Below are 26,229 nucleotides of genomic sequence, written 5' to 3' on the forward strand. Positions count from 1 at the left end.
GAGAGATTCTAAAACCAGATCCTCCCAGACATAAGAAAAGCGAGCCTCAGATGAAGTTCGCTTTCTAATGGTAAACTGTGGGACAGTAGTGGGGTCACCCCCCCCCACTTTTAAGAGGTTTTGCAAACTTTACTCTTCTGGTAGTCGTCGCAAAGCTCCAACACTGTCTCATCTAGTATGTTTTAGTCTTCAAACATTAAGCAATTGTTGCTGACGACTTCCAATAGCACTTGTTTCAAATAACACTCCATCTGCAGTCATCAAAGCTAATTCCATGGCCGCTGCTTTACGTTGTCTCTGCATACCAGTTTTTAAAATGGATACACAGTTCTGATGGGTAATTTCCTTGCCCATTAAGTAACGAACACCTGAGCTAAACTGATTCCGATTTGTCTCCCACCATGCTCTGACCAACTCAATATCAGGCCATGGTAAATCCTCATCCTCATCAAGATCCGTGTTTTCATCTTCGGGATCTTCAGTAGGTCCCGCTTCAAAGCCTTCGGGTTGATCAATTTCCAAATCATCGTATGCCAGATCCACACCTGTAATTAAAGTAAAAGACTCACCTGCTAAACGAGATAACTCAGGGATACTCATTTGATCGATTAGCCATGGAATATAGTCGGCTTCACCTCGAATACCCATACCTTGAATGACAAGCCTCATCTTATTTTGATCTTTTAATAGAGCTAATAGTTCTTTGGCTTTTTTGGAATCATAGACACGTAGAAGCAGATTAATAGCCTGTAGCCCATAACTAGATTCAAGTTTTGCGAAGGCTAACATCGCACTTAATGATTCTGATCGGTCTGCACAGAGAATGGCAGACCAAGCAGACCAAAATCTGACGTTTTCATCTTTACTAGTCAGTTGTTTTTTTATCAATTCAAGCAAATCATCGCGACCTAATTTTCCAGCAGCACGTAATGATTGACTGCATAAGCCGTGATTTTTACTTTGGATGCCCCGTTTTAAATGATCACCAGGGTCTACACGCTGTACTGTACATGCAGCAATACCAATCTGACGCCAAAAAGATGATTTAGAAGCCAAAAAACCACTAACTTTCCCTTCCAGAAACTTAGGATTAACCCAACCTAAGGCTGAAACAAAACCATTCTGTAACTCAGTATTTGCCTTTAGAACTTCATAAACGATTTTAAGTTTTTCTGCATTATTACTCTCTAAGGCCAGTACAGTTGAAATAAATAGCTCCCCTGCTTCTTTGAATTCAAGATTAGCTTCGCAAACTTTCCAACCATAGTCACCTGTAACTCTAAGACCATCGATATGAGCTTCTACACGATTATCCAACTCGGCTAAATCATCTAAATCATAGTGAATAGCTGATACAGCATTACTGCGCAATAACCAGAGAAATGCAGCTTCTTCTGCATGTTGATCTACGATGTGCGGTATTGGTTGTGGGTTCATAGCTTGGGTTATATATTCTTATTAAATAGAGGATTATGTTACTTTTAATATTATGATGGCGCCTTTGTGTAAATATGAATTTAGGAAGACGTGTAAATTATAGGTTAGAGTCAGCTATACAGTTGCCATTTCTAGGTTGGATGAAGTTCCTTTTCCAACCTACATGAATTGCTTATCAACAACTTTGTTAAACTTTTCATAAATATTACTTTTTATAATTACTTTGGAATTTCATTAAACTCACCATTTCTGTAATCGTATGTAACTTTTTCTGCAATTATCCAAAAACCCGTAGGAGTTTTCATCATAGATGAATAAACTCCTCCTTCAGGTAAATACCAGCCAACGACGGGGATCAACTCCCCGTCTGAAAGTCTAAAAATTGTTGTACTTGCACATATAAAAACTTCATTTTCATACTCAAAAACATCCCAAAACTCCATACCCTTGTGTGAGTGTTCTATTACCTCTAAATAATTATTCTTCCCTTTTATTATTACCCCAGATTTACCACAAGCATAGAACAAACCACTTTCTAATATACAACATGAAGTTAAAATTGAATTGGTAGGTGAATCCAAATCTATCCACTTATTATCTTCAAATATATATATTTCTCCATCCCAGCCTACACAAACCCCATTACCCTTATTATTTACAGATAAACCCATAACCCCATATATGTTTTTATCGATACCTTTATTAAAATTTCCCCAATCAACACCATTATCCGAACTCAGGATACAATTACTCATTCCATGTGCAAAATAACTTTTCGAATTTTCATAGGTCCCAGTAAGAATACAATCAAAATTAATTTTACTTTCTTTGTCGAGTTTTCCTTCCTTTAGAAAGACCAGCTCACTATCCTCTCCAATCAAAAGTAGTCTCCCATCCACATTATGCCAACCAGCCACTCTAAACATAAGAGTTGTAGCAATAGGCTCTTGCTCTTTTTCATAATAAGTTATTATTATGTGGTCTTCATCATTATGAGAAGTTGAGTTTGAAAGCTGATAAAAAGAGGTTGGCCCAATTGCACATCCTCCTCTAAATGAAATAGTAATATCCATATCTTGTCCCTTACAGCAGTAAAAAATTTTACGAATTAATTATTTTTAGATATCTAAACCCCATAATAATTTGCCGTACCTTTACCTGCTTTGATTGCTTCATTTTCAATTAGCTCTTTCAAATGAGCCAGACTAAACTCAGAACTCGCTGCTGAACCATACTTATCTCGACTATAATCCGTGATTTCACTCAAAGGAGTACAATTCTTTTTAGGTAAGTTGTTTTCTTCTCTCTTTTTATCTAGCTCTTTATTATTTTCATCTATCGCTTCATAAGATTTATCAAGGTCTTCTTTTAGGCATTTCTCATCACATCCACTCTCATTAAATACTTTTGAGTGTGCCTTAACACAGGCAGCACTAGTTGTTTCATAATCCATATTACTACCAGTACCAAACTCCTTTTTTGTAGCTAAATGCATTAACCCATGGGTGCCAACAGAATGACTAGACCCCGCAACACAGACTGTTAATGCTTTATTATGGTTATCACGATTTGATATGCCTTTTACACCTATTAAGTCATCATTATGATAACAATCACTAGCCTCTCTGAACAAAGAACCCGGTATTACGTGATGCCCAGTTTGCCCAGGACAGCACCCTTTTTTAGCTTCTGAATACGGCATAAGATGACATTTACTTTTAGTCTGACACTCACTTCGTGTTAATTCGCACTCTCCTATATCCTTGCCGTTCTTATCTTTTTTAGTCCCATTAGTATCTGTATATTGTTTCTCACAAAGTAATGTTACAAAGCCTTTATCTAAAGTATAAGGGTAGTTGTATACTTTACCTTTTGCTTTTGCCTCTTCGATTTTCTTATCTATTTGTTCTTTTACACCCTTATTGTCTTTAACATAGTTCTCCCTAAGAGATTCATACTCTTTTTCATCCATACACTTACATTCTTTAGGGCAACAGTTTTTATAGTTTGTTTTCTTATCAGTACAGCTGCAGCCTTTACAATCTATAAGCTCTTTATTACAGCTCATATTATTTATTCCTAGATAATTTTATTTGGTACAATCGGATGAATCTGGTATTGCCATCCCATCAATAAACGGAAAAGGTGGCGTATTATCTGGATTACCATTACCATTTGAAGTCACTATATCTAAATGTCGACAGACAGCTTTTCCTTCTACTTTCACATTGGATGCTGACATTCTAAACTCTACTTCTCCTCTATTGCATCGGGAAATTATGCCTTTCTTTAAAGGTGAACCCATTGCACATCCTGCCTCGTCTCCATAACATTTTTTGAAAACAGACTTACTCATTTTGTAGACTTCTTTATTGGTTATTTTTACCTTTTTAGTGCCTTTTGTAGTATCTGAGGCCTTTCCTATTGATGGGTATGGAATTGGCACACCTGGGGGTTGTGGTGATGGAGGTGTTGGAGGTGGGGGGGTGAAACAAACATCACCAATAGGTAGAATCGCGGTTCCTTTACCTGCTTTGCAAGCTATCTCACGTCCATTTGCAAATACTTTATTAGCCATAACTACTTCACCTCACACATTATGGCAGCACGCCTTGATCCAAAATTAGCCATTGAATTTAGATTAATGCTTCCTTTGGGTAATAAACTGTAACTTAAAGCAATCATTAAGAGGCCTGCTGCTGAGCCTACTTCCCCAAAATAAGGTGTTAATGAGTGACGCTGATAACGTAATTCTTCACCTCTTAACAGCTTGAGTTCCGCTAATGTGCTTTCTTTAGCCGATAAATATGATGTTCCGTTGTGTGAAAACCATAGTTTTATGTTCGCTAATTCCTGTTTTGCTGAATTCAATGCTGAGCCTACAGCTTTAGTCATTCCCTCTGCGAGAAAGGGTGCTTCATCACCTTCACTGTAAGGTTCTTCAGCCTTGCCAATTCCAATAATTGTAAAACTACTCACTTCAGAGCTTTTGTTAACGATCAAGCAAACAGCAGCTTCTCCGGGTATGAACCCATTTGAAGTAGTCCTTGTAAATAACCATCGTTTTTCTGTGTATGAGTTCACTAACTTTCCTGTAAGAAGAGTATCCGTAGCAACTACCACAATATTTTCTATCTGCTGTTGATATATCAATTCTTCTGCATATTGAAAGGCTGAAACACAACCTGATTTACCTTTCCTGATAATTACAGAATTGATTGAAAAGGAAAGACCAGACCCTTCTTGTAATTCTTCAAAAAACTGTTGTTCATCGACGTGTATCCCTATACCTTTTTCAGGTAAACAGACGAGAATAGTAATTTCACCCTGTATATCTACACCAGCCTCTTGAATCGCTTCATTTATCGCCATAATTGCCATCTTCTGCATTTTCACTTTTCCACGCCATGGCTTTTCTAAAGGCGCTTCTGCGACGAGTAAGTCTTCACCATTACCATCAAGAAAGTGACTTTCCTGAAAGTTATCTATACCTGCTCTAAAAGCTGCAGATGTAGACTTTCTGCAAAGACCTAATGCAGTTACTACACCCATGCCATCAACCTGCAACGGAAGCATCGCTATTCTCCTGTTGTTTTTTTAGGTAATCTTTAAGTTCTGAGATACTTGGTATATATCGTTTACCTTTCTCTAATGCGTGTTTCCAAGCAGTAGTACCCCTACCTATAATTACCTTCGAGCAGTTGAATGGATCACCATAAATTGGAATCGAAGCTCTAGCTGTCATTGTAAAAACATTATCTTCAGGGAATATATGTAATGTATCTACCTTAAAATCTGCAATTTGATATTTCCCATCATGAAAATAGAAAACAACCTTTTTCTGCCTAATTGAAGGAATCCTGAATTGAGTTTTACCGCTTTCAGTTAAATTGACTAAATGAACGATCTCTCCTCCTTTTAAATATTCTGTTTGCTGATCTTCAGGCGCTGCTTGAAAATAACGATCATCAAAATCCTTAGGTAAAAACGGAAACTGTTGATCCACCCATTTTTTATCATATTTGCCTGCATGAATAGCTCTTGATGGACTACTTCTACTTACAGCTCCTAAAGACATTGGCCGATAATTCTCGTAGGGATGGTTAATAGGATTATTAATTTCTTCTGTGTTTGGTAGCGGTTTCCCGTTTACTACCTCAAGGGTTAAAACTTTGTGATATCCAACACCTACCGGATTATGCAAATAGGCTGTATGCTTTTCTTTATCAATATCAAAATAATCTTTCCCACCATACGCAGCATCATATGAAATCGATTTCTTTACAAATGGTTCAGGTTCGCTGGGTTTTATTTTTGTAGGATAATGTTCCCAGACCCTATCCCCTGTTACTTGAAAAATTTTCCTTACATTTCCAACCTTGAGTCCGACAGATACCTGTGTAGTAGGTTTCCCTTTGGGTGCATAGCAATATCCATTTAACAGCACATCACAAAAGGGTTTATTTAAAGCGTAATCACTTTCAAAAACGACTGAAGAATCTTCTGGGTCACCTTCATATATATCTTCAGCGATGATCGGAACCGGTTGCTCAGCAAGTTCAGCGATCTTTCCTAAGGTAGGAATTTCAAAGGTGCCTTTTACAATTGCTAATATATGCTCCTGCCCATGCTTGTCTGTACTAATTGTACAAGTTGCAAGGTATTGGGTTGTATTCACGATTTCCATGGTTAGTTAATCTGAACTGACCCACCCTTTATTCTATTAACTCCAGAAGAACGAGTGAGAACGTACTCCCCCCTAATCAAAATTTTTCCAGCTTTAGTTAAAGTAATACTAGATTTTCCACAACTTAAAGTAATTTGTTTTGATGCCGATAAGGTAATTTCTTGATCGTCCAACTTAATATCTAACAGGCTATTTTTCTTTGGTTCAGTTTTTGGTTGCTGTATTTTTCCGATAATTAATGGTTTAGATTTATCTCCGTTTTCAAAAAGCATTGCAACATCGCATCCAACATCATCACTTGTAAATAAGGTGGTACTTTTCGCTACCACTCCAGATTCAATTGGATTATCAGGATAAACAATTATTGGTTGGTTTTTCTCATCAATACCTACAAGAGCTCCAATAATCACACTTCCTTCATTTTCTCTATCTACTGGGTATTTATTCTTAGCTTTCATAATGCACCTATAATTAATTCTGTAAGATGTTTTTCCCTTTCATCACAATATTCTTTGAGGCTTTAGCATTAATTTTTCCAGAACCTTTTATTGTAATATCTTTGCCCTTAATATTAATCGTTCCATCTTTTTTCATCGTTATACTGGCTTTACCAGTCGTTAAAGTAATGGAATCTTCTGCAGTCATGCTTATTGTCTTAGCTGTTAGTGAATAGTCTTTTACAACTGCCTCGGAATGTGAATCTCCGATGTTTTCACTTAAATTCTCACCAATGGATATTGATTTGTTTGCACCAACTTCTTCTGATTGGTCAGAACCTATTGAGACAGTTTTTGACGTTCCTATGGACTCTGATTTACTTGTTCCTAATGTTACTGTTTTACTCAATCCGACTGATTGTACATACGTAGCTCCAATGGTTAATTCCATCGCAACACCAACTGTTTCAGCGTAGTTAATTCCTACTGTTTCGGTGAGATTACTGCCAACACTGATAGTCATATTTGAACCAATCTGCTCGCTATGATTGACACCTACTGAAAGCTGTTTGTTTTTACCAATTGCTTCAGTATGGTCTACTCCGATAGTAATCGATTTATTATTATCTACGGCTTCGCTTTTATCGTGTCCAACATGAAGTGAACGATCGTGGCCAACATCTTCATTCCGATCATTTTCTGTAATATTGGTATGGTTCTTTTCTGCATGGAGATAAAGCTCTTCACTACCCTTCTTATCTTCCATGCGTATTTCATTGAAGTTAGCTCCTGTTCCTCCCTTCGAACTTCGACTTTTTATGCCGCTTTGTGTTTTATTAGCGGGCAGATCATACGGAGGCTTCTGCTCACCATTGTAAACTCTGCCTGTGATAATGGGCCTGTCTGGATCTCCTTCCATGAAATCTACAATAACTTCTTGCCCTATACGTGGAATATGAATTCCTCCCCAAGCTCTACCAGCCCACAATTGTGCAACTCTTACCCAACAGGATGAGTTTTCATCTGATTTTCCGTATCGGTCCCAATGAAATTGAAGTTTCACTCTCGCATGTTGATCGGTATGAATTTCTTCACCACTTGGGCCAACAACAATAGCTGTTTGAGAGCCTTGAACGATCGGTTTTGGAGTTATTCTTGCGGGTCTATAAGGTGTATTACTTTCTATAACTGAAAACCTATTACTGTAAATATCCTCTTTATCTCCATCACTAGAGTCATAAGCATATGAATGAATGTCATGCGTTATACCAGTAATTAGATATTGTCTGTTTTGATCTGAACGTGAAAATTCGTCTAAAGTGAATAAGTCACCAGTTTTCATCACACGAACACCACTTTGTCCTTGTACTTGCTCGTATTCACTGTGCAGTTCTTCTATTCTAGCTTGAGCATATTTATCCCCATCATCAGTCTTAATATATTCACCAGGATAATCATAGATTTCATAATCAGATTTTTGATGTGACTTTATATCATCAAATTTTGTAATTAGATCAGCTGCTGGCTTTTCAAAATCAAACTCATTAAGCACATATTTACCTGGTTGAACACTTTTGGAGATATGCCAACTATGTATGTGTTCTTTTTTTCTTACTCTTGTGTTATCAGGAGGATAAAAAGTAATTGTAGAATAGTCGCCCGGTAATGGCTGGTGCGCAGATATTCCATCTGATAGTACAAGCTCATGGATGCCATCTTCATGAGTAAAGTAATAATAAATACCCTCTTGCTCTAACAAACGACTGACAAAATTAAAATCCGTTTCTCGATACTGGACACAATATTCCCAAGTTCGATAATTCTTAGTTAGCTTGTCTTTGAAATCTGTATATCCCAATTCCCTAAAAATTTCTTTAACTATTTCGGGAACAGACTTCTCTTGGAATATTCGACAATCTGCTGTGCGTGTTAGAAACCAAAACCAGGGTCTAACTGTTGCTTGATAGGCTGTATACCTACTTAACCCTCCTGTTTGAGAAAAACTCGTAACATGACCATTAAAATAACGTTTACTCCCATCGGCTAAATCGAGCTCAATCGTAACGTTCTCACCAAGTATTTTTTCAAAGTTAATATCGCCCTGTTCACTTAACAAATCTAAATCAATATTAAATAATCGACCTAATTCTTCAGTCATTGACATATCACGAAACAATAATACATCAGGCCCTAGAGGGGTCTTTATTTTAACTTCACTATTATTTTGCGTTGCTGGCATATAAATATCTTTACGTGTTAGTTATAAAATTATGCATTTAATATCAGCACACTATTACAACAGTTATTATCAAAAACAGCCTCAAAGTTAGGGGGTGTCATTTTTATACTCAAAATAAAGCCTAAAACGATATTAGTAAAAACCACTCCTTTTTAAATTACTATGAGAATTTATAAACCATTTCACTATCTTTTACTGAGATAGCAACCGTATTGATCTTTTCTCCTTCCATCATTCTTTCCAAAAACTCCTGACTCACTTGAGGTAATACTGTATTTGTTAATATCGCATCAACCACTCTGGCGCCACTGTCTAAATCGTTACAGCGTTCAGAAATCAATTGGATCACATCATCGCCATAAGTCATCTCAGCCTCATGATTTTGTTTAATGCGTTTTACTATTTTATTCAGTTTAAGCTTAATAATGGTACTGAGTATTTCATCGCTCAATGGATAATAAGGAATGGTCACCAAACGACCAATCAATGCTGGTGGAAATACTTTTAGCAAGGGCTCTCGTAATGCTTTAGCTAAACCTTCAACACCAGGCATTAAATCAGGATCAACACACATATCCATGATCATTTCTGTACCCACATTTGAAGTTAATAAAATCAATGTATTTCTAAAATCTATCAGTCGTCCTTCCGCGTCTTCCATACGGCCTTTATCAAAGACTTGAAAAAATATCTCATGCACGTCTGGATGTGCTTTTTCAACTTCATCGAGCAAAACCACACTATAAGGCCTTCTTCTTACTGCTTCGGTTAATATACCCCCCTCACCGTACCCAATATAACCTGGAGGTGAGCCTTTAAGCGTTGATACAGAGTGAGCTTCCTGAAATTCACTCATATTAATAGTAATGATGTTCTCTTCACCGCCATACAATGACTCAGCAAGTGCCAAACCTGTTTCAGTTTTACCTACACCAGATGGGCCGCAAAGCATAAATACACCGATTGGCTTATTGGGACTATCCAACTCAGCTCTCGATGTTTGAACCCTTTTTGCAATCATATCTAAGGCATGCTTTTGCCCAACCACTCTTTCATTTAAGGTATCACTCAAGTTTAATACCGCAGACATTTCATCTCGCACCATTTTCCCAACAGGTATCCCTGTCCAATCTGCAATCACTGAAGCTATTGCCTGACCATCAACAGATGGGAGTATTAATGGGCTTTCACCTTGTAGCTCTGATAACTGCTGTTGTAAATCTTGAAGTTTTTCCAGAGCTTTAGTCCTATTTTCATCAGATAACTCTACATTATCAGCAGTCACTAAGCTTTCATGCTTTTCTTCTGATGTATCTAACTCGCTAGTTTCATCATCATGATCTGTAGTGTTTTCTACTATCTCCTCTACAGCTTTCTCTAATTTTGATCCGGTACCTTCTACCTTGCTAGTTACCCCTCTCAATTTCGCTCTAAGTTCTAATATATCTGTGACTAGCTCTTTTTCTTCTTGCCAACGCTTTTCAAGGACCTTTAACTGTTCATGCTGTTCTGATAATTGAGTATCTACATTGAGCTTTCTTTCCCCAATGTCTATTCCTACTGCTGCTTCTCGATCAATTATTCTATTTTCTACTTCTAATGCCTGAATTTTACGTTGGCAATCCTCCACTTCAGCTGGCGTTGCATGCTGACTTACAGCCACCCTTGCACATGAAGTATCCAAAACACTGATAGCTTTATCAGGTAGTTGCCTTGCTGGAATATATCGATGAGAAAGTTTTACAGCATCTTCCAATGCCTCATCAAGTAGCAGTACCTGGTGGTGTTTTTCCATCACGGTAGCCATGCTCCTCAGCATCAGAGTGGCTTTTTCCTCAGTGGGTTCATCTACTTGGATTACTTGAAAACGACGTGTCAAAGCCGGGTCTTTTTCAAAGTATTTTTTATATTCTGCCCATGTAGTTGCAGCGATTGTTCTCAATGTTCCTCTAGCCAATGCTGGTTTTAGAATATTCGCAGCATCGCCTGTTCCTTCAGCACCACCAGCACCAATTAGAGTATGTGCCTCATCAATAAATAAAATAATCGGCTTTTCTGAGGATTGCACCTCTTCAATAATTTGCTTCAGGCGATTTTCAAACTCACCCTTCATGCTTGCTCCAGCCTGAAGCAATGCCATGTCTAACGTTCTTACAGAAACATCTTTCATACTAGGGGGAATATCCCCTGAGGCAATACGTTGAGCAAACCCTTCGACTACAGCTGTTTTACCTACCCCTGCTTCACCCGTAAGAATGGGATTATTTTGACGGCGGCGCATTAGTATATCTACCATTTGACGGATTTCATCATCACGCCCTACGATTGGATCAAGCTCTCCTGTTCTTGCCCTTTCTGTAAGATCAACTGTGAATTGTTGCAAGGCTTCCTGCTTTCCCATTTGTGCAGGTGCTATAGCCCCACTTGCCTCACCAGGCGCTGAACCGTCTAGGCTTGTACCATCTGTGGCGGATAAGTTTTCTTCAGGTGAGTTTGCTACAACATCATGAAAATGCTCTGTTAAGTTCTCCAGACTGATTTTATTAAACTGGTCAGAGATAGAGATAAGGCTATTTTTAAGACTAGGTGTTTTCAATATACCCACAATTAAATGCCCTGACCTAACCTTGCTGTCATTAAACATCAAGGTGCTGTATACCCAGCCTCGTTCTACCGTCTCTTCTACATGTGAAGACAAATCAGAGATAGATGAAGCGCCACGGGGCAATCTATCTAAAGCATCTGTCATGTCTCTACTTAAATGAGAAGGGTTCAAACCATAGGTTTGTATGATTCGATGAAGATCAGAGTCTTGTAACTGTAATATTTGATGCAACCAATGGATAAGTTCGACATAAGGATTACCACGCAACTTACAAAAAACCGTCGCACTCTCAATCGCTTTATAGGTGATTGGATTTAGCTTTCTAAATAATGATGTTCTGCTTATATCTGACATTGGTTTCTTCCTTATTGGTTCTTACTTATTTGTTATTACTGTTTGAAGTAAACTTCACTTCACACTCTCCCTATCTCCTAAACTGTCAAAAAGTCGTCCGCATCTTTTTGCATTGGTGAATTATGTAACCACGTTGACCATCCAAGCTGTCCGAAACTTCCCAGCTGTGTTTTAGGGATAGCTTCTTTTTTTAATATTAGATTTATGTCCCAGATCATTTCCATTCCTACATAATTTTTAAGAATGGCTGATACTTGTTTAATTTTAGCTTTACCTGGAAGTAACCCTTCGTATTCATCTAACTCCATAGGGCCTATTAAAACGCGAAACTTATACTGGCGCTGCCAACTTCTGCCACCAAGAACGGCATCATCCCCAAGCTTTCCTCCATCCAGACTCATACCTAAATAACACCGGCTTTGTTCGGGGATTTCCAACCACTCACCAATATATTCTTTTATTTTTACTGGTACTTTGAAAAAGGCTTGAAGCACTGAAGATAGCCCCTCTGCATGATGCGTTTGTGTACTCATATGCCCCGCATAATGCATTTTGCTATTGTCTGGCATTAGGTCTCTATCTTGTAAAGCAGGACTACCTATACCTAACAGAGAACCAGTGTAAATATGGAAACGATCTTGTTCTGGCCTATCGTAATGGACCGTAGGTTCTTTATTCGCCCAAGCCCTATAAAACAAGCACAACAAACGATGATGAAACATATCCATGAAATGAATAAATGACTCATCTCTAGCTGTTTTGACTCTGTCATTTGCATATTCAGTCAAATGCAGAGGTAGTGCACCATTTGGGCCAAACATCCCGAAGAAATATACATTCAAATGCAATAATGTATCTTTTTCTGTTGTGGCTGAAGACAATGTAGATGGAGCGAAGGCAGTAGTTGGGGTCTGCCCTAGACGAATCATGTCATCCACTGATTTAAGCGTCTCACCCAGACGCGCTCGATCTTTGTAATAGCACTCGATCAACCTCAACGCTTCATAAAACCCAAACTGATGCGGGTTATCTGTTATTTCCTGAATCACGTCGGTAGTTTCAGTCATAAGATTGCCCGTGTTCCTGTCCTAACAGACCACTGTTTAATCTCTCCTCTTTCAACAGTACTCAGGCTTGTTTGCGTAAAGCTATTTAATGAAACATATTTTGCAAAAAAATGTTCAAGAACACTCCCTAACAAATAAACACCCATTCCATCAAAAGCACTTTCTTTACAATTGATTGAAATTTCCAAACCACGCCCAAAAGTAATCGGGCCCGCACCAGGGATTCTTCGAACAGCAGGGTTACTCTTAACCGATAATAATCCATTGATTTGTTTCATCGTTTCAGATCTATGCATATCCCCATATAATGTAAGTAACTCTCGTAAAGCTACTGCTCCTGTTTTTTCGTCTTTATCCATTAGAGACAGATAATTAAGGGATAGATGACTAATCAATCTCCAAGCATTTTCACCTTCAACATTAGGGGGTTTAGGCTTAGTTGGACCAGCCAAAGTTCTTACCTGCAAAACAGGTGCGCTATCTTCCATGGTGAACCGAGTTTTGCCCCCTCTCGAAGTAATATGCAAAGGTAAATCTCTGTTTGTACACAATGCAGATACACCTAATTGCTTTAAATCTTCATCATAAGGTGTCTCGGAACTATCGACTAAAGAAAGAAATATTTCTGTACCAACATAGTCTGTATGCGAACGATTCGTAGTAGACTGCAACCGAGGTTTACGACTGATTGTATAGAAAGCCTGTCCCATTTTAGAATCATAATTATCACTAGCATAGAATGGATTAAACGATTGCTTATCTTGTAGACTAGAATCGTATCCATTAACGCCTGTAATTGAAAAGACCTCATAATCTAAAGGATTAGTGCGGTCCATAATCACTTGATGCTCGCTTGAACGATGCGATAAATGTATTCTATCTGCCCTTTTTGGAAAAAGATTGATAGCGGGAGTACAGTTCAAGGAGAAGTTATCCTTACCTAAAGCTCCTTCTAATAACTCATTCTTTTCTTTAAATAAAAATATTATTTCTAAAATATCTGATTCGCATCGCTGTACTACATCTTGCAATCCATTTAGCTCAACAAATAAAAAGCGCTGTGGAAAGGCAAAGTATTCTTGCAGAAAGCGATATCCCTGAAAAGATACGTCAGTGTATGGAAGTAAAGCCTGATTTTCATCAAAACCCATTTCAGACAAATTAGTCACAGGTAGCTCTACACGCCAGGCTGGTTTTTTTTCGTTCTCTTGTACTGGCTGAATAATAATTGATGAGCAATGCGCCAATAACAGCTCATAAACTCTATGCGGAGTTTCACCTCCACCATCTAAATAGAATTCTAATTTATTCAGAGATAACGTTTTAAAGTCAATACCTTGAGACACTTTTAACTGAATTTTAATGGCTGACTTAACGGGCTCAGAAGAACGATTATGAATCTCAGCTTCACCAGCACGAAGATATTTAGCCTCTTCTATACTTATTGGCCATAAGTTAACATCTTGAGAGGTTCGATAATCGCAACGAGTGCGCATACCTTCGCTTAAAGAACTGCGTAATCGTGTACCTCGAGGAATAGTAAACCCATCTTCAGTTACACCACCCTCCAGATCCGGTTCAAAATTCATAATTGCCATAGAAGGCGTAGGCGCCAGATAATGGGGATAAACCATATCCAGTAGATTCTGGGTGAACCTTGGAAATTCTGCATCCAGTTTTAGTTGAATACGAGCGGATAAAAACGCAAAGCCTTCAAGTAATCTTTCCACATAGGGATCTGCACATTCAAACCCACCTAGATCCAAACGTTCAGCAACACCTGGATAACGCTCAGCAAACTCCTTACCCATACCACGGACAAATTGGAGTTCTTTTTCATAGTATTTGAGCATTTCTGGATGCATCAACTTCCCTCATATATTTGTGAAATTTTAATAATAAAAACTAATAATCTATAACATCAACATTCCCACTTTCTAAATCAATTTGAGTCCTCAAATGTAGATGCACAGGCACAGGATCAGTCCAAACATCACCACTAATTTCAATTATTAAAGAATTATGATTCATACTCTCTTCATCTTCGTGAAGCTGTACTTCCAATGTTTTAGGGATAATTCGAGGTTCAAAACGAAGGATTGTTTGCTTTATAATTCCTTCTAACTCTATAACGTTTATACTGGATGCCGTTTTTCCCGTTAGATCAGGCAAACCATAATTCAATACCGAGGTCTCTATTTCAGCATAACTTTCTTTTAGCAGCTGATCTTCACACATATTATTGCAATTGAATAACCACGTGAGATCGCGTTTAACGCACGCCGATATTTTGTTTAAAGTACCTATCGACTTTTCTAAATAAAGCAGTTGTCCTCGCTGGGTTTTTAGCTCATCTAACCATTCTTTATTTTGTTGCTGTGTTATTTCTTGATCTTTATTTGAAAGCTTCTTTTCCAGTACATTTACCCTTTGTCGACTAAGTTCTAAGGTAGTGTCGATATATTCATTGTCTGTAACCCTATCTAGTAAAGAAGGTAAAAATTTAGGTTTACTGGATTTTGATGTTTCTTTAACCATAATTTGCAAGTACTAGCTAACAGAAGAGTTTTGTTTAAAAAAGACATCTCTTACATCAAGAAGCGAGTAATCATTCACATCTGTAGCGAATAATCTTTGACCAAAACCAATGAAGCTATCTTCTCCTTTTTCAACCCACTCAGTCTGTCGAGAAAGTGCTAATTGATGATTTTTTTCAGCAGAAAAAGGATAACGTGTCGGTATCAGAACAAATGATTCTCCTTCTGTTTCCCATTGAATATGCGCTGGCATCCAAACAAAATCTCTTAAGTTTTCTGGAGCCTCAATAGCGAGACGCTTAATATTAGTAAAAGGCACCCATCTATATTGACCATCAACAAACACTTCCAATAAGGGGCCAAGCCTAGTGTCTGCATCAGCTATCCACTCAAATGCATCTCCATTAATACTTCCTGCCGAAGTGGTGGCCATTTCCATAGCTTGTGTATGTAAGGTTTGTGACTCAGCTCCCTTTTCCATCGCAGAGAGTTTTAATGATTGAAGCAAGAGAGCCTGCCATTCTTCTGGCTTACCCATGAAAACAGGATCTTTATTCCCGGAGAAGACTTCCTCTCTATACATCTCACATTCAATGGCGGCACGACATTCATAAACCATTGCCAAGGCACTGTCATCCATTTTAGCAATAACATCGAGCTGCTTAGTAGCTCGTTCCCATTGCCCTAGTACGGCAAGCAACTGAAATAAAAAAATTCGAAGCTTTGAATCTGCAGGGTTTTCACGAATCTCTACCTGTAAAAGTTGTAACGCCTCATCAAGGTTACCATCTCTAATAAGTTGCTGAGCATTCATTCTTAGACCTTCACAGTTTTTAAAATCGGGTTTACATTAATAGATAAAAATAAAAGAAAAATCACAATAGTCTCCATCTTTGCACAAGCTGAAAAATAGCTATTGCCTTTTTGGCAATAGCTTCTTTCTATCCAATTAACGTTATAAATTTTACAGACAAACCTCATTAAAAAAGCACTACCTGGTTATACCGTTGTTTTATTCTCTGCAATATCCCAACCAGCCTTTTTATCAGCTTCAGCAGTTCCATCATCTTTTTGCGGTTTATACGTATAATCAACTTTTGAGAAATTCAGAGTTACATTTTCCGTCAACCGATCTTCCCCTCCCGAACCACCAGTAGAAACATTGGTAACCATTATATCTGTCATTTTGATGGTTAAATATTCTAAGGGTGTACCTCCTGCTTTACGAACAACCAAAGTGCCCTCTGAAATATGCTTACCATCAAAGACACGTTGCAATAAATTATGAGAAGCCGAATCTATATAATGGGTGAAACTAACATCCTGCACATTGGCTTTACCTCCACCGCCACCTGCACCCATATGGGTAGTACCAGATTGTGACGCCCCCCAACTCCAGGCTAAAACATCAATCTCTTTTTTATGCTTATCATCCTGCGCCTCACCCTCTATACCATCAAGTTTTAGAAACATATCAACAGCCATAACTTTACTCCTTCAAATTTTATTAAAAACACTTACATTAAAAATACCATCATGCTCCTTTAGCCGATGGTAATTTCGAAACAAGGCTCAAAGATACGGAGAGCCCCTCTAATTGGTAATGTGGGCGCAAAAAGAATTTCGACGTATAGTAACCAGGATTACCTTCTACCTCCTCAACAACCACTTCTGCTGCAGCTAAAGGCTTTTTTGCTTTGGTTAGTTCACCTGAGTTCTTTGGATCACCATCTACATACTGGGTAATCCAATCATTTAGCCATATTTGCATATCTTCTCTTTCCTTAAATGAGCCGACTTTGTCTCTGACAATACACTTCAAATAATGGGCAAAACGGCAGGTTGCGAAAAGATATGGTAGTCTCGCGGCAAGATTCGCATTAGCAGTTGCATCAGGATCATCGTACTCAAATGGTTTTTGTAACGACTGAGCACCTATAAATGCAGCAAAATCACTATTTTTCTTATGAATAAGTGGCATGAATCCATTTTTAGCTAACTCGGCTTCACGTCGGTCACTAATGGCTATTTCGGTCGGACATTTCATATCTACACCGCCATCATCTGTTGGAAAGGTATGTGTCGGTAAACCTTCTACAGCACCACCTGATTCAACACCCCGAATTCGCGAACACCAGCCGTAATGTTTGAATGACGAATTAATATTTGTTGCCATTGCGTAACAAGCATTCGCCCATGCATATTTACTGTGATCAGTACCTTCAATTTCTTCTTCAAATGCAAACTCTTCTACTGGATTGGTATTTGCACCGTAGGGCTGACGTGCGAGAAAACGCGGCATTGCCATCGCCAGGTACCGTGAATCTTCTGATTCGCGTAAGGATCTCCAGCCCGCATACTCCGGTGTACCGAATATCTTAGTTAGATCTCTTGGGTTACTCAATTCCTGCCAACTTTCCATATTCAATAAAGATGGTGCTGGTGCCGTAATAAATGGCGCATGAGATGCGGCAGAAATCTGCGCAATTTGACCGAGTAACTCTACATCTGGTGGTGAATGATCAAAATAATAATCACCTACTAATGATCCATATGGCTCGCCACCTAATTGGCCATATTCTTGTTCATATATTTGTTTAAATATCGGGCTCTGGTCCCAAGCGACACCTTTATATTTCTTAAGTGATTTATGCAGATCTTTTTTCGAGATGTTCATCACTCGAATTTTAAGCATTTCATCAGTTTCAGTATTATTAACTAAATAATCCAAACCTCTCCAACTACTCTCTAAACGCTGATAGTCTTCATGATGTAAAATTAGATTAATCTGCTCAGACATTTTACGATCTAATTCAGCGATCATGGATTCAATAGAACGTATCGAATCATCTGAGATTAAGGCGGTCTGCCCTAAAGCTTGTTCAGCTAAAGTTTTAACTGCATTTTCTACAGCTTCTTTTGCTCTTTCTGATTTTGGCTTGAACTCTTTATCCAGTAAACTTGAAAAGTCACTCGATTCTAATGTTTCAACCTCACCTTGCGCACTACTTTGTGTTTCACTTGATTTAGCCATGTTTAAGACTCCCCTTCTTCGGTTGATTCATCAGAAGCTGTTGGTTTAGCTTCTGAGCTTAATGCTTGAAGAAGCGCAGGATCATTGAGTGCTTTTGTGATTAACTCCTCTGCACCGGATTTGCCATCCATATAGGTGAGCAAATTAGATAATTGCGTTCTAGCCTGGAGCAACTTGTCTATTGAATCTACTTTTTGCGCAATAGCGGCTGGAGAAAAATCTTCCATGCTTTCAAAGGTTAGATCGACACTCATGTTCCCCTCACCTGTTAAGGTATTGGGTACTTGAAAAGCTACTCTTGGCTTCATCGCTTTTAATCTATCATCGAAATTATCAACATCAATTTCCAAAAATTTTCTATCCGCTACAGGCTCTAAGGGTTCTGCGGGTTTTCCTGAAAGATCTGACATAACTCCCATAACAAAAGGCAACTGAACTTTTTTTTCAGCGCCATATAATTCTACGTCGTACTCTATTTGAACGCGCGGGGCTCTATTCCTTGCAATAAACTTTTGACTGCTTTGCTTTGCCATAATCTTCCTCTCTATTACAGACTTTCCATTGATGGGGGGGGACTTCTAATTCTAATAGTGTAGTACAGAATGGATGTGCTTATTAAAATGCAATTAAATATCCATATCTGCGATTGATACTAAGATAATACGTTTTAGTGTTCTGTGACTTATTTCACAAAAACTAAAACGACCAATTTAAAAAGGCCTTGAAGAGCTATTTAAGCTTTTATATAACAAATCTTATATAGCTAAATGGCTATTCTTATATAGATTCAAAAAGTGTTTAATGATAAAGGTCACCCCCCTACTTTCGGCGAGTTTTTTAACCAATAAGAAAGATAAATTGACAACAAAAAAACAGCGTTTATTAAAAGATGAGGCAAAATGACATTATCCCCCGATTATATAAAGTGTATTGATGTAACAAGACAAGGTGCTGCAGATTGTCAGCATTGTGCTATTCGCAAATATGATCTACTGGCGAATCTAGATGTTACTAAACATGCAGAGCTTTTGAAGCGTATCGTGCAGTTTCGTTATACTAAAAAAAAGGTAGTGTTTGTTGAAAACTCACCTGCAAAAGCCATGTTTGTTGTTAGAAAAGGGCTAGTCAAATTAGAAGAAACCTTAAATGATGGAAGTACTCGAATTATCAGGATAGTTAAAAAGGGAGGTGTCGCTGGCTTAGAATCCTTTCTTGATAATGGTCAACGTTATGATCAAACCGCTATTGCTTTGCAAGAAACTGAGATTTGCCGAATTCCTTACGAAGTGGTTAAGACCCTTCTTCAAATTGAACCTGAATTTTATAAGGCGGTTCTCAATGAGTGGCACATACAAATGGAATCGACCAATCGTGTTATTGTCGAGTTTTCTACAGGCACACTGAAAAAACGTCTTGCCTCCGCTTTATTAATGTTAATCGAAGAAGCTAACCATAACTCTCAGGTCGAAATTGAAATGATCCATATTGATGATATGGCTGCTTTGACTGGTGTGACAAGAGAATCTGTGAGTCGCGTTATTTCTGAGTTTAAGCGACAACAAATTCTGATTAAAAGTGGCCCCGGAAAAATGCGCTTTGATGAATTATCATTACGCGAAATTGCCGAGTACTCTTCTGACTGATCACCTTTAATTTATTTATTCTTGAAGTCTGGTTTTCTCTTTTCAATAAACGCATTCATTCCTTCTTTTTGATCGTGTAATGCAAAGGTTGAATAAAATAAATTTCTCTCTGTTTTAACGCCTTGAGTTAGGGTCGTTTCATAAGCCACATCCACGGCTTCTTTTGCCAGACAAACAACGGGTAAAGAATATGAGGCAATAGTCTCAGCTATTTCTAGTACTTCTTCCAAAAAGTTTTCGAGTGGCACTATACGAGATACCAGACCTGATCGCTCTGCTTCTTCAGCGCCCATCATACGTCCTGTTAAACACATATCCATTGCTTTTGATTTGCCTACAAGGCGCGTTAAGCGTTGTGTTCCTCCAGCTCCAGGAATCGTGCCTATTTTAATTTCAGGTTGTCCAAATTGTGCATTATCAGCGGCGATAATGAAGTCACACATCATTGAAATTTCGCAGCCACCACCTAAAGCATAACCTGCCACCGCTGCGATGACAGGCTTTCGGCAAGTGGTAATACGTTCCCAACCATCTGTGATGAATTGTTCTCTATAGATAGCTTCAAAGTCTTTATTTTTAATTTCAGTAAGGTCTGCGCCGGCAGAAAACGCTTTATCACTGCCAGTAATCACAATCGCACCAATTTCAGGATTACTTTCAAAATCATCCAATGCAATGCTTAATTCATCTGCCAACTCCTGGCACAAAGCATTGTAATGAGAAGGACGATCTAATGTGATTAGACCAACGTTATTCATTTGTTCACTCTTGATATTATTAAAACTCATTTTGACACCCTCTAAAAAATTATTGTATTTACACTATCTATATTTATGGGTTTATAACCATCATCGAAGCTTGCATTAAGGAAACCAGTTTAGCTTCGTTATCGACATTTTTGTGCGCATGTACATCGCCACTCGCAATCATAATAGTTCGCCCTGGCTTAATGACTTTTCCCTTGGCAATAAAAAAATCACCAATCGCAGGAGAGGCAAAATTACTCTTAAATTCAATCGTCAACACTCTCGCATCCTCTGGCATTAGCGTCATCGCAGCATAACCGCAAGCGCTATCAACGATGGTTGTGATTACTCCAGCATGAATAAATCCATCTTGCTGACTTAAACCTTCTTTGAAAGGCAATTTAATCGTGACCTCTCCAGGTTCAATCGTTTCGATGGTTGCACCAATCGTAGACATGATTGTTTGTTTGAGAAAGCTTTCAGTGACTTTCTGTCTCACTAGATCAAATTCTGCACTCATCTTCTCTCCTTTTTTCTCATTCCTGAACTGGCTCAAACTTCTCTTTTACATCGATTTATAATGTTTAGTCGTTACATTACGATGTCACGATGTCGCATTTAGAAGGTCACCCCCCCACTTATAGGCACTTTTTTCTAATTTTCATAAATATTTAAATAAGCATAAATAGAAAGCACGATCGTTTAAAACCACTAATTATTGACTGTGTACTTGACTAATAGACATCCTAACCTAGAATTACGTTTACGTAAACGTTAACCATATAGATAAATCATTCTGAAAAAGACGAACTATAATTATCCAAAATATGTGTATTTTATATAAATAGATGTCGTTTTAATCAGCGGTTAACCATGCTAGTTTGAACACAATACCTGATCCCTTAGAGTAATTTTTAATGAGTAAATCTTCTTTCTTCGATCCACAAACCATTGCACTTCATACGGGTTATCAACCTGATTCAGAACATGGTAGCCGTGCTGTTCCCATATACCAAACAACCAGTTATGCGTTTCAGGATGTATCGCATGGCGCTGCACTTTTTAATGTAGAACGCGGCGGCCACATTTATAGTCGTATGACTAATCCAACCGTTGCCGTTTTGGAACAACGTATGGCGGCTCTTGAAGGTGGTGTTGGGTGTGTTTGTACAGCCTCTGGTATGAGCGCGCTCTTCACCACATTTGCCAGCTTGTGTTCGGCAGGTGATCATATTGTATCTGCGGCGCAAATTTATGGTTCTACGGCCACCTTACTCGGTCACACTCTCAGACGTTTTGGAATTGAAACGACCTTTGTTGATGTTAATGATCACGAAGGTATTAAGGATGCCATTCAAGAAAACACCAAATTACTCTTTTGTGAAACAATTGGTAATCCAAGCTTAGACGTAGCTGATATTCCTGCACTAGCCAAGATAGGTGAAGAAGCCCATTTACCCCTTGTCGTCGACGCTACCTTTTCAACTCCGGTATTACAAAACCCTATTTCTCAAGGCGCAAACGTCGTTATACATTCACTAACCAAGTGGATTGGGGGAAGCGGTAACTCAATCGGTGGTGCTATTGTAGATGGCGGAAATTTTGAATGGGGAGATCCGGATAAAGACAGACAATTCCCAACAGTTTGCGAACCTTATTCGCCATTCCATGGCATTAATTTTTACGAAGAGTTTGGTCCTAGCGCCCTATCAATGCGAATTCGCGCTGAATCGATGCGTGATTTTGGGTCCACCTTGAGCCCTCAAAATGCTTTCTATTTACTTCAAGGGTTAGAAAGTCTGTCATTACGAATGCCCAAGCATGTTGAAAATGCCGAAAGCCTTGCGCAATGGTTATTGAAAAATGAAGCGGTTGATTGGGTCAATCACCCAAGTCTGGATAGCCACCCGAATAAAGACTTAGCTAAAAAGTTACTGCCAGATGGTGCTGGTTCAATCCTTAGTTTTGGTGTTAAAGGTGGTCGACAAGCAGGAGCCGCGTTTATGGATGCACTGCAACTCGCTACCAATTTAGCCAATGTAGGAGATTCGCGTACCTTAGTTCTACATCCTGGCTCTACCACGCACTCAAGAATGGATGCAGAGGCTATGAAAGCGGCTGGCATCAGTGAAGATCTCATCAGAGTTTCTGTCGGCATTGAATCACTGCGTGATATTAAAGGTGATTTCTCACGGGGCTTAAAAGCTGCTCAGAAAGTTGCGGCTGCGGCGCAGGGAGAATAAGAGATGAAGCTAACACTTAATAATGAAAATATTTATGTAGCTACTGGCGGCCAAGAATTCGATAACAGTTTACCTACCGTTGTATTCCTGCATGGAAGCGGGCTAGACCATAGGAGTTGGGCTCTGCAAACTCGTTGGTTTGCGTTTCACGGCTACAGTGTGATTGCGCCTGATTTTCCGGGGCATAGCCTGTCTAAAGGTAAAGCCTTGGATAGCATTGAAGATATGGCTGATTGGTTATGGCAACTACTGGATAAAATGGATGTAAAAGTATGTAGCTTAGTTGGGCATTCTCAAGGTGGCTTAGTGGCACTTGAAGCGGCAGCAACTCACCCAGACAGAGTCCGATCAATCAGTTTGATAGGCTGTGCAGCGGCAATCCCAGTCAATGAGCATTTACTGGCATTAGCAGAAAGCGATCAACCAGCGGCAGTCGATGCCATGCTAATCTGGGGATTTGGTGAAGCCTATCAATTCGGGCGTTCTCATGTTCCCGGGCAGGCACCAATGGGAATCGGCTGGCAGATCATGTGCAACAATCCCTTACATGCTGATTTATCAGCCTGTCAAAAATACAGTAATGGTGAAAATGCGGCACAAAAAATCACTTCACCCGCTCAACTGATTTTAGCTGAGAACGACCGGATGACACCGATCAAAATGGGCCGGGGACTAACAGCCCAATTACAGAATGTAAGCTCGCACATTGAGTTAGATAAAGTCGGTCACATGATACCCATAGAAGCACCCGAGAAATGTTTATCTGAGCTTCAAGCGTTCATTACAAATATTTAGCCAAATAAAATAGAAAAATAGATAGGAAATAATCAATACATGAGTACTTTCAAAAAAGTAGCCGTTATCGGCGCAGGTACAATGGGTGCAGGAATTGCGGGTCAAGTTGCAAACGCAGGCGTTGAAGTATTACTTTTAGACCTACCGAGCGATGGTGATGATGTGAATGCGGTAGCCAGAAAAGGTTTGGATCGTATCAGTGATCCTGAACAACCTGGCCTCATTGATGACACCGTCGCTGAACGTATCGAGCTGGGCAATATTCGCGATGATTTACATCGTGTGTCTGAGTGCGACTGGATTGCAGAAGCCGTGGTAGAAAGACTAAACATCAAACACGATTTATACCGCGATCTTGCTGAACACATGCAAGACGATGCAATACTGACATCGAATACATCAACGATTCCTATCAAATTGTTAACCGAAGGCATGACGGATGATTTAAAACAACGTTTTGCCATTACCCACTTCTTTAACCCAGTACGTTTTATGCGCTTACTGGAGTTAGTGAGTGGCGAAGAAACAAATCCTGAGATCATGAAACGGTTTGAAGATTTCTCAGAAGAAAAATTAGGCAAAGGTGTGGTTAATTGCTCAGACACACCGGGTTTTCTCGCTAATCGTGTGGGCTGTTACGCCATTCAGTTTGCCCTGCATGAAGCATTCAACCGCGGCATAAAACCACAAATTGCTGATGCCCTATTCGGCCGCCCCATGGGTATCCCCAAAACAGGCGTTTTCGGACTATACGATTTAATCGGTATCGACTTGATGTCAGATGTCGCGAAGAGTCTGGAAAGTATTCTCCCTGAGAATGATGCTTTTCACGCGGTAGCACAACCAATTCCCTTAATGACCCAAATGATCGCTAATGGTCAAACTGGTAACAAAGGTGGAAAAGGCTTCTATTTACAACCAGAAAAAGGCGGCAAACAGGTTTTAGATTTTGACACGAATGAATATGTAGATTTTGACAGACCCAATATCGACATCGCCTTACAAGCTGAACAACAAGGTGTTAAATGCCTTATCGATGATGACAGCGAATATGGTCAATATGCGTGGTCAGTTTTATCTAACACTTTGGTTTATGCCGCATCGCTAATTCCGGAAGTTGGCAATGACCCTGCTGCTATCGATGATGCCATGAAATTAGGCTACAACTGGATATCAGGGCCATTCGAATTAATCGATGAAATCGGTGTTGATTATTTGGTAAAGCGACTACAAGATGAAGGTCGTGAGGTACCTGCCTTCTTGAGTCAGGCTCAATCAGATTCTGCTGAATCTAGTTTTTATAGAGTAAAAGGCGATAAATACCAACGTCGCTTCTGGCAAAATGATTCAACTGATACCACTGCGGATACATGGCACACCATTGACCATGGTGAAGGCGTTAATCGCTTCATGGAAACCCGCAATACCTTAACCCCTGTTAATAGCAATGATTCTGCGAGCTGGTTTGACTATGAAGATGTTGCTCTGGTTGAATTTCATACCAAAGCGAACGCACTCGATGGCGATTCTATGTCGATACTCAGCGATGCACTGGATAACGTGAAAGCTAAAAACTTAAAAGGGTTAATTGTGCACAACGATGCGCAGCATTTTTCCTGCGGAGTAAACCTCGAAAAGGTTCGCGAATATTTTAATGAAGAAGACTACCAAGGTCTGGATGAATTTTTAAACCACTTCCAGCAAACCGTTCACAAAATGGCAGTTGCAGATTTTCCGGTTGTTGTAGCCACTCCAGGTATGTCGATTGGTGGAGGCTTTGAAGTGGTGTTGCACGCGCAACATGTTATCGCTCATTCAAACTCGGTAATGGGTTTAGTCGAAAGTATGGTCGGCGTCATCCCTAGCGGCGGTGGCTGTAAAGAATTATTGTATCGCTGGATGGATAAACTCAATCTAACCCCTGATAATATTGATGAAGCGGCGTGGAAAACCTTCATGACGATTGGTTATGGTCGTACAGCTAGCTCTCCTGTGATTGCGAAAGAACTCGCCATGTTAAGAGACAGCGATACTTTCTTAATGAATCGTGACCGCTTGCTTTCCTCAGCTTTGGACTATATTCATAGTGGAGCAAAGGCTGAGTATTACGAACGACCAGCACTATCGATGCCAGGCAAAGAGGTTTATCAAGCAATGGCTGAATGGCTGGATAAAGGTCATGCCAAAGGCATGTTCACTCCTCACGATACCGTTGTAGGTCGTGCTGTTGCTAGTATCGTAACCGGCGGTGAAGATGTCGTAGCGGGAACAGTCTGGTCAGAACAAGACTTGTATGATGCAGAACGACGCGCATTTTTGAAGCTAGCTAAAACTGAAGCAACTCAAGCGCGTATTAATAGCATGCTGGATTTGGGACAGACACTTAGAAATTAGTGTCTGTTTAA

The 26,229-nt window shown here is 39.3% G+C and carries 22 protein-coding genes; 4 read left to right on the plus strand and 18 right to left on the minus strand.

What is annotated here, in order from left to right:
• Positions 1-189 precede the first annotated feature (189 nt).
• The 16 genes from Q1A31_RS01145 to tssB all read right to left on the minus strand — a co-directional run bounded on the left by Q1A31_RS01145 (position 190) and on the right by tssB (position 18,930).
• Positions 190-1,437, minus strand: coding sequence for a TIGR02270 family protein (locus Q1A31_RS01145; protein ID WP_299871126.1), 1,248 nt, complete (start codon positions 1,435-1,437; stop codon positions 190-192).
• A gap of 218 nt (positions 1,438-1,655) precedes the next feature.
• On the minus strand, positions 1,656-2,510 hold the full coding sequence (locus Q1A31_RS01150) for a hypothetical protein (RefSeq protein ID WP_299871129.1): 855 nt from the start codon (positions 2,508-2,510) through the stop codon (positions 1,656-1,658).
• A gap of 53 nt (positions 2,511-2,563) precedes the next feature.
• Positions 2,564-3,505: an HNH/endonuclease VII fold toxin-2 domain-containing protein gene (locus tag Q1A31_RS01155; RefSeq protein WP_299871131.1), complete on the minus strand. Its 942-nt coding sequence runs from the start codon at positions 3,503-3,505 to the stop codon at positions 2,564-2,566.
• Positions 3,506-3,526: 21 nt separating this feature from the next.
• Positions 3,527-4,015, minus strand: a complete 489-nt coding sequence (locus tag Q1A31_RS01160; protein ID WP_299871134.1) for a DUF4150 domain-containing protein — start codon at positions 4,013-4,015, stop codon at positions 3,527-3,529.
• A gap of 2 nt (positions 4,016-4,017) precedes the next feature.
• Positions 4,018-5,013, minus strand: coding sequence for a hypothetical protein (locus tag Q1A31_RS01165; RefSeq protein WP_299871137.1), 996 nt, complete (start codon positions 5,011-5,013; stop codon positions 4,018-4,020).
• A complete protein-coding gene (locus tag Q1A31_RS01170) occupies positions 4,994-6,115 on the minus strand; it encodes a DUF2169 domain-containing protein (protein WP_299871140.1) in 1,122 nt (373 codons plus the stop codon). The genes Q1A31_RS01165 and Q1A31_RS01170 overlap by 20 nt, the downstream gene beginning before the upstream one ends.
• A gap of 11 nt (positions 6,116-6,126) precedes the next feature.
• Positions 6,127-6,582 (minus strand): DUF6484 domain-containing protein, encoded by a 456-nt coding sequence (locus tag Q1A31_RS01175; RefSeq protein ID WP_299871142.1) that lies wholly within the window; start codon positions 6,580-6,582, stop codon positions 6,127-6,129.
• Between the two features lie 13 nt (positions 6,583-6,595).
• Positions 6,596-8,800, minus strand: a complete 2,205-nt coding sequence (locus Q1A31_RS01180) for a type VI secretion system Vgr family protein (protein WP_299871144.1) — start codon at positions 8,798-8,800, stop codon at positions 6,596-6,598.
• A 160-nt stretch (positions 8,801-8,960) separates the two neighbouring features.
• Positions 8,961-11,759, minus strand: coding sequence for a type VI secretion system ATPase TssH (gene tssH / locus Q1A31_RS01185; RefSeq protein ID WP_299871147.1), 2,799 nt, complete (start codon positions 11,757-11,759; stop codon positions 8,961-8,963).
• A gap of 77 nt (positions 11,760-11,836) precedes the next feature.
• Positions 11,837-12,826 carry a type VI secretion system baseplate subunit TssG gene (gene tssG / locus Q1A31_RS01190; RefSeq protein ID WP_299871150.1) on the minus strand — a complete coding sequence of 330 codons (990 nt, stop codon included), beginning with the start codon at positions 12,824-12,826 and terminating at the stop codon, positions 11,837-11,839.
• Positions 12,823-14,691, minus strand: coding sequence for a type VI secretion system baseplate subunit TssF (gene tssF, locus Q1A31_RS01195; RefSeq protein WP_299871152.1), 1,869 nt, complete (start codon positions 14,689-14,691; stop codon positions 12,823-12,825). Before tssF ends, tssG begins: the two co-directional genes overlap by 4 nt.
• 40 nt (positions 14,692-14,731) lie before the next feature.
• Complete coding sequence (gene tssE / locus Q1A31_RS01200) at positions 14,732-15,364, minus strand: type VI secretion system baseplate subunit TssE (RefSeq protein ID WP_299871155.1); 633 nt, start codon at positions 15,362-15,364, stop codon at positions 14,732-14,734.
• Positions 15,365-15,376: 12 nt separating this feature from the next.
• Positions 15,377-16,177, minus strand: a complete 801-nt coding sequence (locus tag Q1A31_RS01205) for a type VI secretion system accessory protein TagJ (protein ID WP_299871158.1) — start codon at positions 16,175-16,177, stop codon at positions 15,377-15,379.
• A gap of 185 nt (positions 16,178-16,362) precedes the next feature.
• Complete coding sequence (locus Q1A31_RS01210) at positions 16,363-16,848, minus strand: type VI secretion system tube protein Hcp (RefSeq protein WP_299871161.1); 486 nt, start codon at positions 16,846-16,848, stop codon at positions 16,363-16,365.
• Positions 16,849-16,897: 49 nt separating this feature from the next.
• Entirely contained in the window at positions 16,898-18,397 is a 1,500-nt protein-coding gene (gene tssC, locus Q1A31_RS01215) for a type VI secretion system contractile sheath large subunit (RefSeq protein WP_299871164.1), read from the minus strand.
• Between the two features lie 2 nt (positions 18,398-18,399).
• On the minus strand, positions 18,400-18,930 hold the full coding sequence (tssB, locus tag Q1A31_RS01220) for a type VI secretion system contractile sheath small subunit (RefSeq protein ID WP_299871167.1): 531 nt from the start codon (positions 18,928-18,930) through the stop codon (positions 18,400-18,402).
• Between the two features lie 366 nt (positions 18,931-19,296).
• On the opposite strand from tssB, the gene Q1A31_RS01225 reads away from it, so the two are divergent.
• A complete protein-coding gene (locus Q1A31_RS01225) occupies positions 19,297-20,040 on the plus strand; it encodes a Crp/Fnr family transcriptional regulator (RefSeq protein WP_299871170.1) in 744 nt (247 codons plus the stop codon).
• A gap of 11 nt (positions 20,041-20,051) precedes the next feature.
• On the opposite strand, the gene Q1A31_RS01230 is transcribed toward Q1A31_RS01225, so the two are convergent.
• The gene (locus Q1A31_RS01230; RefSeq protein WP_299871173.1) at positions 20,052-20,828 is read right to left on the minus strand and encodes an enoyl-CoA hydratase; all 777 of its coding nucleotides are present in this window, start codon (positions 20,826-20,828) and stop codon (positions 20,052-20,054) included.
• 43 nt (positions 20,829-20,871) lie between these two features.
• Entirely contained in the window at positions 20,872-21,306 is a 435-nt protein-coding gene (locus tag Q1A31_RS01235; RefSeq protein WP_131905772.1) for a PaaI family thioesterase, read from the minus strand.
• Between the two features lie 397 nt (positions 21,307-21,703).
• Between Q1A31_RS01235 and Q1A31_RS01240 the strand changes: the two genes are divergently transcribed.
• From Q1A31_RS01240 to Q1A31_RS01250, 3 genes are read left to right on the plus strand one after another with little or no spacing between them, the layout of a single operon-like run.
• Positions 21,704-23,029, plus strand: coding sequence for an O-acetylhomoserine aminocarboxypropyltransferase/cysteine synthase family protein (locus Q1A31_RS01240; protein ID WP_299871183.1), 1,326 nt, complete (start codon positions 21,704-21,706; stop codon positions 23,027-23,029).
• A gap of 3 nt (positions 23,030-23,032) precedes the next feature.
• Positions 23,033-23,824, plus strand: a complete 792-nt coding sequence (locus tag Q1A31_RS01245; RefSeq protein WP_299871186.1) for an alpha/beta fold hydrolase — start codon at positions 23,033-23,035, stop codon at positions 23,822-23,824.
• A 39-nt stretch (positions 23,825-23,863) separates the two neighbouring features.
• Positions 23,864-26,218: a 3-hydroxyacyl-CoA dehydrogenase/enoyl-CoA hydratase family protein gene (locus Q1A31_RS01250; RefSeq protein ID WP_299871189.1), complete on the plus strand. Its 2,355-nt coding sequence runs from the start codon at positions 23,864-23,866 to the stop codon at positions 26,216-26,218.
• Positions 26,219-26,229: the final 11 nt, after the last annotated feature.

The organism is uncultured Cocleimonas sp. (assembly GCF_947495625.1).
In the GTDB taxonomy this organism is placed as follows: domain Bacteria; phylum Pseudomonadota; class Gammaproteobacteria; order Thiotrichales; family Thiotrichaceae; genus Cocleimonas.